The sequence below is a fragment of the Uliginosibacterium silvisoli genome, assembly GCF_036017035.1.
Classification (GTDB): domain Bacteria; phylum Pseudomonadota; class Gammaproteobacteria; order Burkholderiales; family Rhodocyclaceae; genus Viridibacterium; species Viridibacterium silvisoli.
On the sequence record NZ_JAYXHS010000004.1, the window covers coordinates 336789 to 352117 of the forward strand.

A 15329-nucleotide genomic window follows, 5' to 3' on the forward strand; every position below is an offset into this window, starting at 1 on the left:
GGGTTGGGTGGCCGGAGATCCCCCTTTCGGGTGCCCGGCCAGCGTTGATTCGGGTGATATTATAGCCCGCCAAGCCCGTCGGTCCTTGCGATCCCGGCTTGTTCAGCAAGTGACCCCGATGTTTTTAGCGGTCTTTCCGGCTCTCAATCCCGGAAAGTGATGACAAACTCAACGCATCCGGCACCCGACACGACACTCACGTGCGCCTCTCGAAGCTAAAACTTGCCGGTTTCAAGTCCTTCGTTGATCCAACGACCGTGCTGACCCCCGGCCAGCTGGTCGGCATCGTCGGGCCGAACGGTTGCGGCAAGTCCAACCTGATCGATGCCGTGCGCTGGGTGCTCGGCGAATCGCGCGCCTCGGCGCTGCGCGGCGATTCGATGCAGGACGTGATCTTCAATGGCTCGACGACGCGAAAACCCGTGTCACGCGCCAGCGTTGAACTCATCTTCGACAACGCCGACGGCAAGGCGGCTGGCCAGTGGTCGCAATACGCCGAGATTGCCGTCAAGCGCGTGCTGGATCGCTCTGGCGACTCCGACTACCTGATCAACAACGTCCGCGTGCGCCGCAAGGACGTGATCGACCTGTTCCTAGGCACCGGCCTCGGCCCGCGCGCCTACGCCATCATCGAGCAAGGCATGATTTCGCGCGTCATCGAGGCGCGGCCGGAAGAGGTGCGCGCTTTTCTCGAAGAAGCGGCCGGCATCACCAAGTACAAGGAACGGCGGCGTGAAACGGAAGGACGCTTGGCCGACGCGCGCGACAACCTTGCTCGCCTCGAAGACCTGCGGGCCGAACTGGGCCAGCAGATCACGCGTCTCTCCGGTCAGGCCGAGGTCGCGCAGACCTGGCGCACGCTCAACGACAACCTGCTGGATCGCCAGAGCCTGCTGTGGGTGCTCAAGCTGCGTGAAGGTGAGCGCGAATTGCAGCTTGCGGATACTGCCGTCGCTGACAGTGGCCGCAGCCTGGAGGCCGCCCAGGAAAACCTGCGCCAGATCGAAGTTCGCCTCAGCACTGCGCGCGAGCAGCACACGCGCATGTCCGAAGCAGTCGGCCTCGCGCAGGGCGATGTGTACGCGATTGCTGCCGAAGTCTCGCGCATCGAAAACGAATTGCGGGTGCTGCGCGAGCAACGCACGCGACTCGCCCAGCGCATTGATCAACTAGGTGCGGCTGCCGCGCAGTGGCAGGGTCGTGCAACGGCGCTGGCTGCGGATCGTGAGCGCTGGACGGCACAGGCGGTCGTTGCCGAAAAAGGCCTTGCCGACGCACGCCTCGCGCACGAAGGTACCCAGGCACAGCAACCGGGCGCCGAGCAGGCGCTGGCCGAAGCGCGCGTTGCCCTCGATGGTATACGGCGCGAACTGGCCATGGCCGATCAGCAGGCACGCGTGGAGGAAACGCGGCGTAGCGCCAGCGAGCGAGCTTTACTGGGGCTCGAGGAGCGCCAGAAACGCATCCTGGATGAGCAGGGCAGCTTGGTCGCCCCGCCTGCTGAAGAACTGGACATTGCAGAAGCCAAGGCTGCGTCACTGTCGGAAGACATCGACGCAGGCGAAGAAATGCTGGCGCAAAGAACGAACGCGCTGCAGGACCTGCAGACCCGGCTGCGTGCAGCGCAAGAGTCCGAAAAACAGGCTGGCGGGCAGGTCACGGCAATCCGCGCGCGCCTCGACGCATTGAAGGCACTGCAAAGCCGCCTGCGCGACCAGGGCGATCTTGCCGACTGGCTGCGCACATCCGGTCTCGCCGCGCTCGATCCAGCCTGGCAGCAGATTTCCGTCGAGACTGGCTGGGAGCTGGCGCTGGAGGCCGCTCTGCGAGAGCGTCTTGGCGCACGGGGGCCTCTGTCGCCCGACGCGACGCGCGAGATATTGTCCCAGTCCGCACCTGTGACGACGGTGTTGTTGCGCGAGGCCAATGCATCAGCAGGTACGACGCAAATCGAAGCGCCCTCGGGCACACGGGCATTCCGCGAGCTCGTCAGCACACGCCAGAGCAGCCTCGGTCCCGTACTCGACGCCTGGCTGGTGAATGTATTCGTGGTCGATGAGCTCACTTCTTGGGTGGATCACGAACTGCCGGCCGGCGTGACGCTGGTAGCGAAGTCCGGCCAGTTGCTGAGTGCCGGCGAGATCATCCTGTTTGCACCGGACGCCCGCACGCATGGTGCGCTGGAACGTCAGCGCGAGATGGAGCAGCTCACCGCCAGCCTTGATGCAGCGGAGCTCGAGCACGAACAACAGCAAGCCGTAACGGCTGAACTCGACACTGCTGCGCACGATGCGCAGACCAACCTCGCGACCAGCCGCGAGCAACTGGCGCGCTTCCGGCAAGCCCAGCATTCTGCGCAACTCGCGCTCGTGCAATTGCAGCAGGCGCTTGCCCGCCATGAAGAACGTTCGGTACAGCTCACGCGCGAGCGCGACGAGGTCGAGCGTGCCAAGGCGACCGAATTGGGCCAGAAGCAAGCGGCAGCCGAAGCGCTGGACCGTCACCAGCTCGCCGCCAACGGGCTACGCGTTCAGCTCTCCAGCGCCGAGCAAGCCTTGTCTCATGCCGAGCAGGGGCAGACGCAGACGCGCGAGATGAGCGCGCGCCAATTGCGCAGCTTGCAGGAGGCTGAATTTGCGCTGCGCGAATGCCAGAGCAAGCTCGACGATATCGCGCGCAACGAAGCGCTGGTGCGCGAAGAAATTTCGCGTGGCGAAGTCGAGCTCGCCCATCTGATCGCCGAGCGCGACGGCCTCGACGAAAGCAACCTCAATACCTCGCTGCAAACAGCTTTGCAGCTGCGTGGAGCACGTGAGGCGGAGCTGCTCAAGCGACGTCAGGCACTCGAGGAAATCACGACCGCCCTGCGCACGCAAGACGAAGAGCGCCTGCGCTGCGAACAAGGTCTGGAGCCGCTGCGCGAGGCGCAGGCCGCAGGCCGCATGGCGCGACAAGCTGCTGAGATTGCCATCACGCAGGCGAACGAGCGTCTGACGGAATTGAACGTCGATGCCAGAAGCATCGACAGCGAACGGCTTGAGGGGCTCAAGGAAACGAGCCTGACGCGTGAGGTCGCGCGACTCACGCGTGAGATCGCCGAGTTGGGGCCAGTGAATCTCGCCGCGCTGACCGAATTGAGCACGACGACCGAACGCAAGACCTACCTCGACGCGCAGTACGACGACCTGATGCAGGCCATCGGCACGCTCGAGGACGCCATTCGCCGCATCGACCGCGATACGCGCGAGGCGATGCAGGCGACGTACAATACGGTGAATCGTCACTTCGGCGAACTCTTCCCGCAGCTTTTCGGCGGTGGTGAGGCGGAGCTGGTACTGGTCGGTGACGATGTGCTGGACGCAGGCGTGCAGATCGTGGCGCGCCCGCCCGGCAAGAAGAACACGTCGATCCACCTGTTGTCGGGTGGCGAGAAAGCGCTGACCGCCATCGCACTTGTCTTCGCCATGTTCCAGCTAAACCCAGCGCCGTTCTGCATGCTCGATGAAGTGGATGCGCCGCTGGATGATACGAATACCGAACGCTATTGTGAGATGGTCAAGCGCATGTCATCGGTGACGCAGTTCGTGTTCATCAGTCACAGCAAGATCACGATGGAGCGGGCGCAGCAACTTGTTGGTGTGACCATGCAGGAGCAGGGCGTGTCCCGCGTGGTTGAAGTGGATATCGATGCCGCACTGAAAATGGCGGAACCTTTGGTGACAGCGCCCGCCGCACAGGATGCAGAGACGGCAGCTAGCCAGTAAATGGCCGACGAAGAGCGGTCAGAGAACAAAATGGTGGTCGGCAGCACAGCATGCCGGCCTGAAAAGAAATCGGCAGTATTGAGAGAGCAGTCGTAAAAACAATGGCATTCAGTGACCTACAACTCGGGTTGGTCTGTGCGGGCGGTGCGGCAGTTGTTGCAGTCGTCGGCTACAACCTGTGGCAAGAGCGCCGCGCGCGCAAGCATGCAGAACAACTATTCCGTCCTGGCGAGCGTGATGCGCTGCTTGACGGCGAAGACATAGCAGCCATTCCACCAGCCCCCGGCGGTCGCATGGAGCCAACCTCGTTCGGTTCCGCGAATCCCTTCGATACGCCAGAGAGCCACGAAGATCTCGACATTCCGGCGCCAGCGCCATCGTCGCGCGCCAGAACATCGTCGGCACGTGCTTCGCAACCAGGCTTGCCGGTTGACTCGCAAGCCATCGACTGTGTCGTGACCGTCGAGGCGCCTGCGGGCATTGCTGCGGCTTCGCTATTCACCGCGCAACAAGCCTTGCTCGCCGGCTTCTCAAAGCCGCTGCGCTGGTTCGGTTGGGACGATGGCGCCAATCAGTGGGTCGAGCTCGACGCGCGCAGCCCCGGCAATCTCAACCGCGCTACGGCGGCGCTGCAGCTCGCCGATCGTCGTGGCGCCGTGAGCGACGCAGACCTCGTGCGCTTCTACGACCAGGTGCAGCGTCTCTGCGATCAGTTCCTCGCCGTGCCGCGTCTGCCCGCACGCAACGAAGTGCTCGAGCGCGCCAACGAACTGGACCGCTTCTGTGCGGATGTCGACATCCAGATCGCCGTGAATGTCGCTGCCAAGGATGGCAGCTTCCCCGGCACCAAGATCCGTGGCCTGGCCGAAGCGGCTGGCCTGACGCTGCATGCCGATGGTGCGTATCACGCGCAGGACGACAACGGCCGCACGCTGTTTACGCTGTCCAACCAGGAGGCCGCGACCTTCTCGGCCGAGCAGTTGCGCAACCTCTACACCACGGGCGTCACCGTCGCGCTGGATGTGCCACGCGCGCCGGACCCCGTCGCATCCTTCGACAAGATGGTGGCTTTCGCACAGAAACTCGCGGCTTCGCTCAATGGCGTGCTCGTTGATGACAACAGGGTATTGCTGTCGGAGCGCTCGATCAGCCTGATCCGCGGGCAGATCGCGCAGTTCGACCAGCAGATGGAACGGCAAGGGATTCCCGCGGGCGGCGAAGTCGCGTTGCGTCTGTTCCGCTGAGCCCCGTGTCTGGATCATGGCGTACGGTTCGGGAGGCATGCGCCTCCCGATTTTCATGAAGAACACATCTGTCAGAGTTGATGGACATGCAGACTCAATCCTCTGTCACCGAACGTGCCGCCTGGCTACGTGCTGAACTCACACGCTACGCCGAGGCCTATTACACGAACGACGCCCCCATCGTTCCTGATGCGGAATACGACCGCCTGTTTCGCGAACTGCAAGGCATCGAGCGCGAACACCCCGAGCTGCTGACGCTGGATTCACCGACCCAGCGTGTTGGCGGTGCGCCGCTTAAATCCCTCACGCCCGTCCGCCACAAGCTGCCAATGCTGTCGATCCAGACAGAGACGGATACGACCGAGGGCGGTGCAATTGCTTTCGACGCACGCGTACGCAAGAAGCTCGAGCTATCTGCCGAAGCGCCCGCTGTCGAATACGCTGCAGAGCTGAAGTTCGATGGGCTGGCGATCAACCTGCGTTACGAGCAAGGCATTCTCGTGCAGGCCGCGACGCGCGGCGATGGTGAAGTCGGGGAAGACGTTACGCACAACGTACGCACGATCCGCAACATCCCCTTGCGTCTCAATGCCAAAGGCAGCTCCGTGCCCGAGGTGCTGGAAGTGCGCGGTGAGATCTATATGCGCCGTGACGAATTCGACAAGCTCAATGAACGTCAGCGCGAGCAGGGCGAGAAGACATTCATCAACCCACGCAATACGGCAGCCGGCGCAATCCGTCAGCTCGACCCGACCATGGCGGCCGCTCGCCCGATGACGTTCTTTGCCTACGGTCTTGGCGAGGTCGTCGGCTGGAATGCCGCACCGCCCAGCCACGCAGCGATGCTCGATGCGCTTGCCGCGCTGGGCCTGCCTGTGAGCACCGATCGATCAATCGCGAAGGGCGCCGAAGGTTTGGTCGAATTCCACACGCAGATTGCAGCAAAGCGTGACCGCCTGCCTTTTGATATCGATGGCGTGGTCTACAAGGTCAATCGCCTGTCCCTGCAACGCGAACTCGGTTTCCGCAATCGCGAGCCGAACTGGGCAGTGGCACACAAATACCCGGCGCAGGAAGAACTGACCGAGCTACTGGACATTGAAGTACAGGTCGGCCGCACGGGGGCCATCACGCCGGTCGCGCGGCTCAAACCGGTCTTCGTCGGCGGCGTTACCGTGACCAACGCGACACTTCACAACCAGGGAGAGATCGATCGCAAGGACGTGCGTGTCGGCGATTGGGTGATCGTGCGGCGTGCGGGTGACGTGATTCCCGAGGTTGTCGGTCCGGTGCTGGAACGTCGGCCGGAAGGTGCTGAACGCTTCGACTTGATGGCGCGCTTCCCCGTCTGCCCGATATGTGGATCGCATGTTGTGCGTGGTGAGGATGAAGCCGTGGCGCGCTGCACCGGCGGCCTGTTCTGCCCGGCTCAACGCAAGCAGGCCTTGCTGCATTTTGCGCAGCGCCGCGCCATGGACATCGAGGGCCTGGGAGACAAACTCGTCGATCAACTGGTCGACGCAGCCATCGTCAAGACGCCCGCCGACATATACAAACTCGGGCTGCTGGCACTTGCCAACCTCGAACGCATGGCAGAGAAGTCGGCGAAGAATCTCCTCGACGCAATTGAGAAGAGCAAGACGGCGCCGCTGCAGCGTTTCATCTTTGCGCTGGGTATCCGCAACGTTGGCGAGGCCACCGCGAAAGATCTGGCACGCCGCTTCGGCAATATCCATGCTCTGATGGATGCTGATATAGAGGCCCTGCTGGCAGTGAATGATGTCGGCCCTATCGTCGCGCAAAGCATCGTCGACTTCTTCGCCGAACCGCACAACCGGGAGGTGGTGGAGCAATTGCTGGCTGCCGGGCTGATCCTCGTTCAGGAAACCATCAATACGGGGGAGGGCGTGCTCTCTGGCAAGACCTTCGTGCTGACCGGCACGCTGCCGACGATGAGTCGCGACGAGGCGGGCGCCCTGATCGAACAGCACGGCGGCAAGGTCAGTGGTTCGGTTTCGAAGAAGACGAGCTATGTTGTTGCGGGTACCGAGGCGGGTTCGAAGCTCGACAAGGCACGCGACCTGGGGGTGACAGTGCTCGATGAAGAAGGCTTGCTCAAGCTGATTGCGGATGGCGGCGAGGCTTCCGCATAAGAGACCTCTTTTCACAAGAGCGGGAATGACGATACGGGGGATTCATGAAAGTTCTGGTGCTCGGCGGTACCGGCGTGATCAGTCGCGCCATCACCGCCCAACTATTGGCCGATGGTCATGAGGTCACGCTGTTCAATCGCGGTCGGCGCACGACACCAGCGTCTTCCGACGTGCGTCAGATCATTGGTGATCGGAATGATCGCGAAGCCTTCCTCCAGCGCATGCAAGCGGAGCAGTTCGACGTCGTCATCGACATGATCTGCTTCACACCGGAGGATGCGCGCTCGAGCATCGAGACCTTCATCGGGCGCGTGCAGCAACTCATCGTCTGCTCCAGTTCGCTGGCGTACCAGCGACCGTATCGCGCCGTGCCGATCCGCGAAGATGTCGAGCGCCTCTGCGAAGATCCGTCCAGCACTTTTCCGCGCGCCTTCGACAAAGCCGAGATGGAGCGCTATCTGCAGCAGCTGATGCGTGACGGGCAACCCATTACGATCATCCGACCGTCATTTACGCTGGGAACCGGCACCAGTGCCTTCGGTGTGCTGCGTCAGAACTATGGCGTCGTGGATCGCATCCACAAGGGGAAGCCACTGGTCATGTTTGGCGACGGCAATAACCCCTGGAGTTTCACATTTACGCCCGATATAGCGCTGGCTTTTGCAGGAGCAGTTGGCAATCGGGCAACTTACGGCCAGCACTATCACGCGACCAGCGAGGAATGCACGGTGTGGAAAGATGCCTACCTGACCCTGGGGCGCATCCTGGGCAAGGAAGTCGAGCTGTTCCACATGTCTTCGCAGGCGCTGATGCATGCCGCACCGAAAATGAATCTGCATCTCTTCCATGAGAAGTCGCATGCAGGTCTCTTCGACAACAGCAAGATCCGTCGCGACATCCCGGGGTTCCGGCCGCGCATCTCGCTCGAGCAGGGTTTACGGGATCTGGTGGCGTGGTACGAAGCGGAAGCCAATACCGTCGATCCGGTGAAGGATGCATTGGAGGACAGGCTTTACGCGGCACACATGAGCCTTCTGAAACAGATCGAAAATATCTATCCGGACTGAAATTCCGTCCGGATCGAACCACCCCACTTGAACGACCGACTCTCCCGATGCGCGACCTGCATGAACTGATCGATACGACCGATTCCGCCATCACTGTGGTGCGTGAATGTCTTGAAAGCTCCGAGAACCAGTACGAAGTCTTGCCACCTTCAGGGCGTCGTGACGACGTGCTGCTTGATCTGCAGGTAAGTACCCGATCGACGCTGGGGGCTGTTGCCTATGAAACGGGCGGCATCCTGATCGACCATGGGTGGTTGCGCATCCTCGGCAGCGGGAGCACGCGGCTTACGCGCGATCTTGCAGCCTGGAACAAGGCGCGTGCAGACGGTTTCGTTCTCATCGCAGACGATGCTGTGGGTGGCTTCTTCGCAATCAACAGCAATGGGCTCGGAGACGATGCTGGCGCCATCTACTATTGGGCTCCCGACACGCTCGAGTGGGAGCCACTTGGGGCTGGTTACACGGACTTCCTGTGCTGGGCACTGACGGCGCAGCTCGGCGCGTTCTACGAAAACCTGCGCTGGCCTGGCTGGCAAGCCGCCATGCAGGATGTATCTCCTGATGAGTGTTTTTCCTTCTACCCGTTCTTGTGGACCTCGGAAGGTTCAGTGACGAGCAGCCTGCGCAAGGCCATCAGTGCGGCAGAGCAGTACGCGTTCAACGGCGATATGCTTCGCCAGCTGCGGCAGCGCGAAATGAATGACGACCAACAGGATTGACCGAGAATCGTGCGCATAGAAACCCGTTTTGGCTGGATTATCGCTTTCTGTTTTGTGCTCGGCGTTTCCATCGCCGGTTATGTTTCCTACACGCTCGAATCGCGCCAGGCGCGCGACGAGGTCATGCAGAAGGCGCAGATGCTGCTCGACACCGCGCTGGCTGTGCGCAGCTACACGGTCGACGAGGTGGCGCCGGTAGTCAAGGAAGCAGAGGCTGCTCATGCATCGGGCACCGATGCAGGAAAATTCCGCGCGCAGCAGGTGCCGTCGTTTGCTGCGCAAAGTGCGATGCGCCGCCTGACGAAAAACTACCCTGAATATACATACCGCGAGACCTCGCTGAACCCGACCAATATCGTCGACCGCGCCAGCGACTGGGAAGTCGGGCTGATCCGCGCTTACCAGGACGATGGCAAGCTTAAGGAACTCTCGGGACAGCTAGGTGAGGGCGCCAACGAACGCTTTTATGTCACGCGGCCGATCCGTCTCTCCAATCCCGCTTGCCTTGAGTGCCATAGCACGGCCGATGTGGCGCCCAAAGCCATGATTGCCAAGTACGGCGCGTCCAACGGTTTCGGATGGAAGCTCAATGATGTAGTCGGCTTGCAGGTTGTCGAGGTGCCCGTGGCCCCCACCCGTCACAAGGCCATCAGCAGCTTTCTGGTGACAATAGGCTCACTGACCTGCGTGTTCATCCTGACGTCGACCATCTTCCTGTTGCTGTTGCGCAGGCATGTGACGCGACCGCTTGAAGCCATCACACGCTCTGCGCATGACATCAGCCTCAATCGGCGAACGAATGCGTCGCCCTCGTCAGAGTTGCAAGCAGAAGGCGGACAGTTCAGGGATCTGCACGAGGCGATTTCACGTCTGAAGGCCAGTGTCGATGGCGCTGTCGAAGCAATACGGCGTCACGTGCCGGGAGCTTCCGGCGCAGATACCAAGCCACCGCACGAAGGTTGAGTGGCGCAATGTTGACCTTGTTGCTCGTCTCGCTCTCCGCGATCCTCTGGTTGCTGCAATTCACGGTCGGTCAGGAAACCGGCATTCTCAGCGCCGGGATTGCGAGGGCGCTGTTCATCGCCGCTTGGGGTTTCACCGCGATTTCGGCGGTCCAGGTCTTGCAGTACGTCTTCAGTAGCTGGTTGATCGGCCAGCGTCGTACACACGTTGCTTCCGATCTGTTGCGCGCGGTCGTGCGCATCCTCCTGTATCTGCTCGCCGGCGGCTTTTTCCTGCATTTCATCCTCGGCCAGGAAATCACGGGTTTGCTGGCAACATCGGCGATGCTGTCGGTGATCATCGGTCTGGCGTTGCAGCCAACCTTGGGCCACCTTTTTTCCGGCGTGTCGATCGAGATCGAACGGCCATTGCATGTAGGTGACTACATCCGACGCGGTGATCTGGAGGGGCAGGTGATCTCGCTCAACTGGCGCTCGGTTTTCATTCGCACCGAGCGTGGTTCGCGCGTCATCCTGCCGAACAGCGACTTCACAAGCCACACAGTGGAAGTGATCAGCGGCGATCAGCCTTATCGGCACAGCGCATTTTTTGATCTGGCGACCTCGGAGCCGCCCGGAAAAATCATGCGTATCGCAATGCGAGTCCTGCGCAGTGAGCTCCCGCATGTTTGCCGTACGCCCGAGCCGAGCGTCGTCATGCTCGGAACGGAGCCACGCAGCGGTAGCGTGCACTACGCCGCGCATTTCTACACAATGAATTTCCTGGAGCGCAATCACGTCGCGTCAGCGGTGCTCGAGCGTCTTTGGTACGCCTTGTCCCGTGAAGGACTTCAGCTGATGCCGCCACAGCGCTTTGGCAACAACAGCAACAACGTCAAGACACAGCCCCGCAGCGAGACGGTCGCAAGCCCTGTCCAGGCTCAGGCGGGCAACGTTGCTTCATCCACACCGGCGCCTGCTGTGCATCCCAACCCCGCGTGGCGAACGCTGCTTGGCGATCTGTTGCCGGATTTGAGTCCTGGGCTGGTCGATCGCCTCGGCGCGACTGCGAAGCGCTATCGCTACGGACAGTACGAAACAATCTCGACCAAGGTGGCCGCAGTGGTACTCAGCGGTCGCGTGCGTGAGCAGTACCCGGCCGGCGATGCTGCAGCAACCGCTGCTTTGCAACGTGTGCTGCAGTTCGGTCCGGAATCCGTACATCTTGAGTCTTGCTTGCCGCGCCACAAGCTGGAGCAATTGATCAGCGACGCAGCCCAGATCATCGGACCTCTGGGGCAGTCGCTGGCTACGGGTTATGCCGCTGTCACGGATGATCTGTGGCTGGCCTATCATGCTATCGCAGCAGGAATCAGTAATCCGGAGCAGCGTGAAGCTTTCCTCGCGCGCGGCCCTGCGCAAGCTTCGCGCGGCCTGACGGCCGGCGGCGTTCTTGGCTGGGCCAACGTGTTCGAGTTGCTGCCGAGTGCCATTCCAGGTCATGCCACGCAAGACTGTGAGCTGCTGGTCTGGAATGCTTCGACACTACGCAAATTGCTGCAAGCAGCCAGCGAAGCGGATCGCCAGTCCTTGCTGGTCTGTCTGCAACGACTGCATTCAGCGTGCGACAAGCTCGACATGCAGACGATTGACAGCTGGATCACGAGACCTCAATCCTGATGTCAGAGCTTCGCGCCGCGCACTGATTTTGAGCGGCCTGCGGGATATGCTTGTTGCCTGTCGCTTGCGACATGCCGCGTCCCGGGGGTGAGGACATTCCGCGATATGTTGTCGCTCGCAGTGACCCGGTTTGCGCTGTACTATTCATCCGGCAATAGCGCTGTCACGATCATTCATTGCGGTCTTTACAGATGCCGCGCTGCTGGAGTGTCGTCGTCGCGGCGTAGTATTGCCGCCAAGCGTGAGAAGTAGTTTGTGTGACTACCGCAGAGACAGATTTTTCGGTCGTTGCGGAATCAAAGGAGCAATGCAATGACTCATGACTTTCCGGCGCAACTGCCGTCGTACTGGATCTCGGATCCGGTTCGTCGCCTGATGCAGATCGTGGCGGCCGCGCTGATATTCCTGACGTTGGGGGTATCGAATGACACGCGCGCAGCTGATGCCACTTTTACCGACGCGGAGCTTGACCAGATGCTGGCGCCGATTGCGCTGTATCCGGACTCGCTTCTTTCGCAGGTGCTCATGGCTAGCACTTATCCGGCCGACGTGAAGGAAGCGGTCGCCTGGTCCAAGCAGCATCCGGACGACAAGGGAGATAGCGCGGTGGAGAAGATCAAGGACAAAGCCTGGGATCCCTCTGTGCAGTCCCTGGTGGCTTTTCCTCAGCTGCTCGTCATGATGGGTGAGAAACCCGACCAGATTCAGAAAATAGGCGATGCCTTCCTTGCAGATTCGGGGCGCGTCATGGACCGTGTCCAGTTCCTGCGCAAGAAGGCACAGGATGCAGGCAACCTGAAAACGACCGAGCAGCAAAAGGTCTCGACCACAGTAGAAGAAGGCAAGCAGGTCATCATCGTCGAGCCGGCACAACCCGAACAGGTTTACGTGCCGGTCTATCAACCGTCCGTTGTGTACGGGCCTTGGTGGTACCCGAGTTATCCGCCGTATTACTGGGCGCCTCCACCGTACTACTACCCGGGGGGCGCTTTTGTACGTGGTGTCGTCTGGGGTGCGGCTGTCGTTGGCATCGCTAACGGTCTGTGGGGTGGTTGTAACTGGGGACGTGGCGACGTGAACATCAACGTCAACAAGTACAACAATATCAACGTCAATAACAAGATCAGCAACGGCAACTTCACCCATAACTCCGAGCGTCGCGGCGACGTGCCGTACCGCGACTCCAAGAGCCGTGATCAATACGGCAAGAAGCCACTCGACGGCGCTAAGGATCGCGAGAATTTCCGTGGCAAGGATGGCGCGCTCGATCAGGAACGGGCCAAAGCCGCAGACACGCTGAAGTCACGTGGGGCAGATCCTGCTGCTGGCCGCGAACGCCTTCAGGGCGCCGACCGCGACGCAGCAAGCCGTGCGGTGAATGACCGATCGGCAGGTGGTGGTTCGCGCGATTTTGGCGGCGGGGGCAACCGTGACTTTGGCGGAGGAGGGCACGACAGCGCATTTTCCGGTGCGCGCGACAATTCGCGAGCGGGGGCTGCAGACCGCGGACGTGCCAGCACCAACTCCATGCGCGAGCGTTCAGGTGGCGGCGGAGGTGCGCATTTTGGTGGCGGCGGCGGAGGCGGCGGCCGTATGGGTGGTGGCGGTGGAGGCCGGCGTCGTTAAGCCAGGAGAAACTGATGAAACATATATCTTCGATTTTCAAGCTTCGCACACTGGTCCTGACCAGCGCTCTTTGCGTGCCAGGTTTCGTGTTGGCCCAAGCGGCATATCCGACACCTGAGGCAGCTGCAGATGCTTTGATACAAGCTGTCCTGGCAAGTGACGATGCGGCATTCGCTCAAGTGCTCGGCAAGCAGTGGCGCACGCTGATACCGAAGGACACTAATCCGGATGATCGCAAAGCCTTTCTCGAGAAGGCTCGTGATTTACATACGGTCGCAGTAGATGGCAATCATGCCGATCTGGTGGTGGGCAAGGATCAGTGGCACTTCCCGATTCCGATGCATCGCACGTCCAACGGAAAGTGGAGCTTTGATATTTCAGGTGGCCAGGCAGCCCTGCAAGAAAGAAGGATCGGCGCTAACGAACTGTCAGCAATGCAGGCAATTCTTGCTTACGTTGATGCCCAGTACGAATACGGACAGGTCGATCGTAACGGCGATGGCATTCCCGAGTACGCGCGGCGCTTTGTAAGCCGCAAAGGCAAGCGCGATGGCTTGATCTGGAGCCCAAGTCTTGGGGACGAAAGTCCACTCGGAGAGCGATTCATTCCGACCAAATCCGGAAGTGGCTACCACGGATACAACTTCAAGATTCTTGAAGCACAGGGGCCTAAAGCGCGTGCAGGCGCTCGGGACTACGTAATCGGTAACCGACTGCTCAGTGGTTACGCGGCAATAGCTTGGCCGGTCAAATACGGCCAAACCGGTGTGATGACCTTTATCGTCAACCAGGATGGCGTGGTTTACGAGCGCAATCTGGGTGCAGACACACAGAAGCTCGCAAGTGCGATCAAGGCTTTCAATCCTGACGAAAACTGGAAGCAGCCAAAGCCCAAACCATAATCTAAGCGTCGATCGGAGCGCACCTGAGAAGTGCGCTCCGATTGATTTCTCCAGACCTGATTCTGATTATTAACTTTACATAATAAAGATTATCGTTAATGGCCGCTGGCTCCAGCTGCACGGTACCCTGCAAGACGAGCTGGAATGCTTGCTGCCAGAAACCACGGGGCGCCAGGTGGAACTGGTTCGAGGTTGCGACGACAGCGAGCTGGTAATTGATGCGCTCCTGCTCAATGCTTGCGTCGGGAATTTTCGCTGGCGTATCGAGTGGTGCGGCAAGACCAGAGCTGAGTTTGCCCACCTCCTCCCTGTAGGCTCGCAGATGCACTGCTCGTGCAACAGCCGTCTGCAGCAGGGTTCTGTCGTCTTGCCAAGCCTGGCTCATGCCCGAATCAGGCGGCGAGGCGAAGTACGCATCGACCGCTGCGTTGAGCGCGCTTCCCATTTGCGCCGAAGTCGCCTCTGGCGCCAGCTGGCGCTCAGCCGCCCTCAGGCTCGCATACGCGGCCTTGCCCGTATCAGTATTGAACAGGTTGAGCGTTCCGGCTCCGAGATCGGCGTCGTTGCTACGCCTCGCGGTGAACCAGGTCAGCATGTCCTTCACCTTCTGCTGACCGGCGGCCCCCTTCAGGCTGGCCAAACCATCGATCGAACCAACACCCGCGCCGTTGAAGGTGACCACCTTACCGATCTTGCCAGCCACAACCTCATCCTGATGCAAGAGGTTGAACTCAGCCGCGACGTAGCCACCAAGGCTGTAGCCGGTGATGTCGATTTTCTGGTTCCCAAGCCCCAGATCTCTACGCAGATGCTGGTACCAAGCTTCCATGTCGGAGAGCTGTCCGAGTGCCCAGCTCGTGGCCTTGAGTTCCATCGCATTCGTCGCTTCGTTGTCGCGAACGACATCATCGATGAACTCCGTCGAGCGGATGGACATTACTAAATCCCCAGTCACTCTGTTCCTAAAGAGCGTGCCGGAGAATCCTGTGGTCGTATTGGATTTGTGCTCGACGACTTCCCACAAATCAGAGAATTCTTTCGCACCAACTTCGGTGAATTTTGACGTGTGTTCGTTGCCCGTCATGAGCACTTTAGGGTCTATTGAGCCTGCAAAGGGCTTGCCTGGCATCAGTACCACCCCGGGCACGGTCGCATCGGAGTCATACAAAGCCTCCGCAGCCATTTGCAGATTGGCGTACTTAAGGGTCTCCGCAATAGAAAGCGTATTCACAG

At 60.6% G+C, this 15329-nt stretch carries 10 protein-coding genes; 9 read left to right on the forward strand and 1 reads right to left on the reverse strand.

The features are described 5' to 3' along the window. Positions 1-200: 200 nt before the first annotated feature. The 9 genes from smc (at position 201) to VVD49_RS19425 (ending at position 14096) form a co-directional block, all read left to right on the forward strand. Positions 201-3764, forward strand: coding sequence for a chromosome segregation protein SMC (smc, locus tag VVD49_RS19385; RefSeq protein ID WP_327600879.1), 3564 nt, complete (start codon positions 201-203; stop codon positions 3762-3764). Positions 3765-3865: 101 nt separating this feature from the next. Then, positions 3866-5008 (forward strand): cell division protein ZipA C-terminal FtsZ-binding domain-containing protein, encoded by a 1143-nt coding sequence (locus tag VVD49_RS19390; RefSeq protein WP_327600880.1) that lies wholly within the window; start codon positions 3866-3868, stop codon positions 5006-5008. A gap of 80 nt (positions 5009-5088) precedes the next feature. After that, positions 5089-7161, forward strand: coding sequence for an NAD-dependent DNA ligase LigA (ligA, locus tag VVD49_RS19395; RefSeq protein ID WP_327600881.1), 2073 nt, complete (start codon positions 5089-5091; stop codon positions 7159-7161). A gap of 44 nt (positions 7162-7205) precedes the next feature. After that, complete coding sequence (locus VVD49_RS19400; protein WP_327600882.1) at positions 7206-8228, forward strand: NAD-dependent epimerase/dehydratase family protein; 1023 nt, start codon at positions 7206-7208, stop codon at positions 8226-8228. Positions 8229-8275: 47 nt separating this feature from the next. Beyond that, a complete protein-coding gene (locus VVD49_RS19405) occupies positions 8276-8947 on the forward strand; it encodes a DUF2625 family protein (protein ID WP_327600883.1) in 672 nt (223 codons plus the stop codon). Positions 8948-8956: 9 nt separating this feature from the next. Beyond that, positions 8957-9910 carry a Tll0287-like domain-containing protein gene (locus tag VVD49_RS19410; RefSeq protein WP_327600884.1) on the forward strand — a complete coding sequence of 318 codons (954 nt, stop codon included), beginning with the start codon at positions 8957-8959 and terminating at the stop codon, positions 9908-9910. Between the two features lie 8 nt (positions 9911-9918). Then, on the forward strand, positions 9919-11568 hold the full coding sequence (locus VVD49_RS19415) for a mechanosensitive ion channel family protein (RefSeq protein ID WP_327600885.1): 1650 nt from the start codon (positions 9919-9921) through the stop codon (positions 11566-11568). Between the two features lie 312 nt (positions 11569-11880). Then, on the forward strand, positions 11881-13194 hold the full coding sequence (locus VVD49_RS19420; RefSeq protein ID WP_327600886.1) for a DUF3300 domain-containing protein: 1314 nt from the start codon (positions 11881-11883) through the stop codon (positions 13192-13194). Between the two features lie 14 nt (positions 13195-13208). Next, complete coding sequence (locus tag VVD49_RS19425) at positions 13209-14096, forward strand: DUF2950 domain-containing protein (RefSeq protein ID WP_327600887.1); 888 nt, start codon at positions 13209-13211, stop codon at positions 14094-14096. A gap of 1 nt (position 14097) precedes the next feature. On the opposite strand, the gene VVD49_RS19430 is transcribed toward VVD49_RS19425, so the two are convergent. Beyond that, the gene (locus tag VVD49_RS19430; protein ID WP_327600888.1) at positions 14098-15327 is read right to left on the reverse strand and encodes an alpha/beta hydrolase family protein; all 1230 of its coding nucleotides are present in this window, start codon (positions 15325-15327) and stop codon (positions 14098-14100) included. Positions 15328-15329: the final 2 nt, after the last annotated feature.

Coding starts and splice junctions, on each gene's coding strand:
- VVD49_RS19390 (WP_327600880.1), top strand. CDS start 3,866: ATGGCATTCAGTGACCTACAACTCGGGTTGGTCTGTGCGGGCGGTGCG.
- ligA (WP_327600881.1), top strand. CDS start 5,089: ATGGACATGCAGACTCAATCCTCTGTCACCGAACGTGCCGCCTGGCTA.
- VVD49_RS19400 (WP_327600882.1), top strand. CDS start 7,206: ATGAAAGTTCTGGTGCTCGGCGGTACCGGCGTGATCAGTCGCGCCATC.
- VVD49_RS19405 (WP_327600883.1), top strand. CDS start 8,276: ATGCGCGACCTGCATGAACTGATCGATACGACCGATTCCGCCATCACT.
- VVD49_RS19415 (WP_327600885.1), top strand. CDS start 9,919: ATGTTGACCTTGTTGCTCGTCTCGCTCTCCGCGATCCTCTGGTTGCTG.
- VVD49_RS19420 (WP_327600886.1), top strand. CDS start 11,881: ATGACTCATGACTTTCCGGCGCAACTGCCGTCGTACTGGATCTCGGAT.
- VVD49_RS19425 (WP_327600887.1), top strand. CDS start 13,209: ATGAAACATATATCTTCGATTTTCAAGCTTCGCACACTGGTCCTGACC.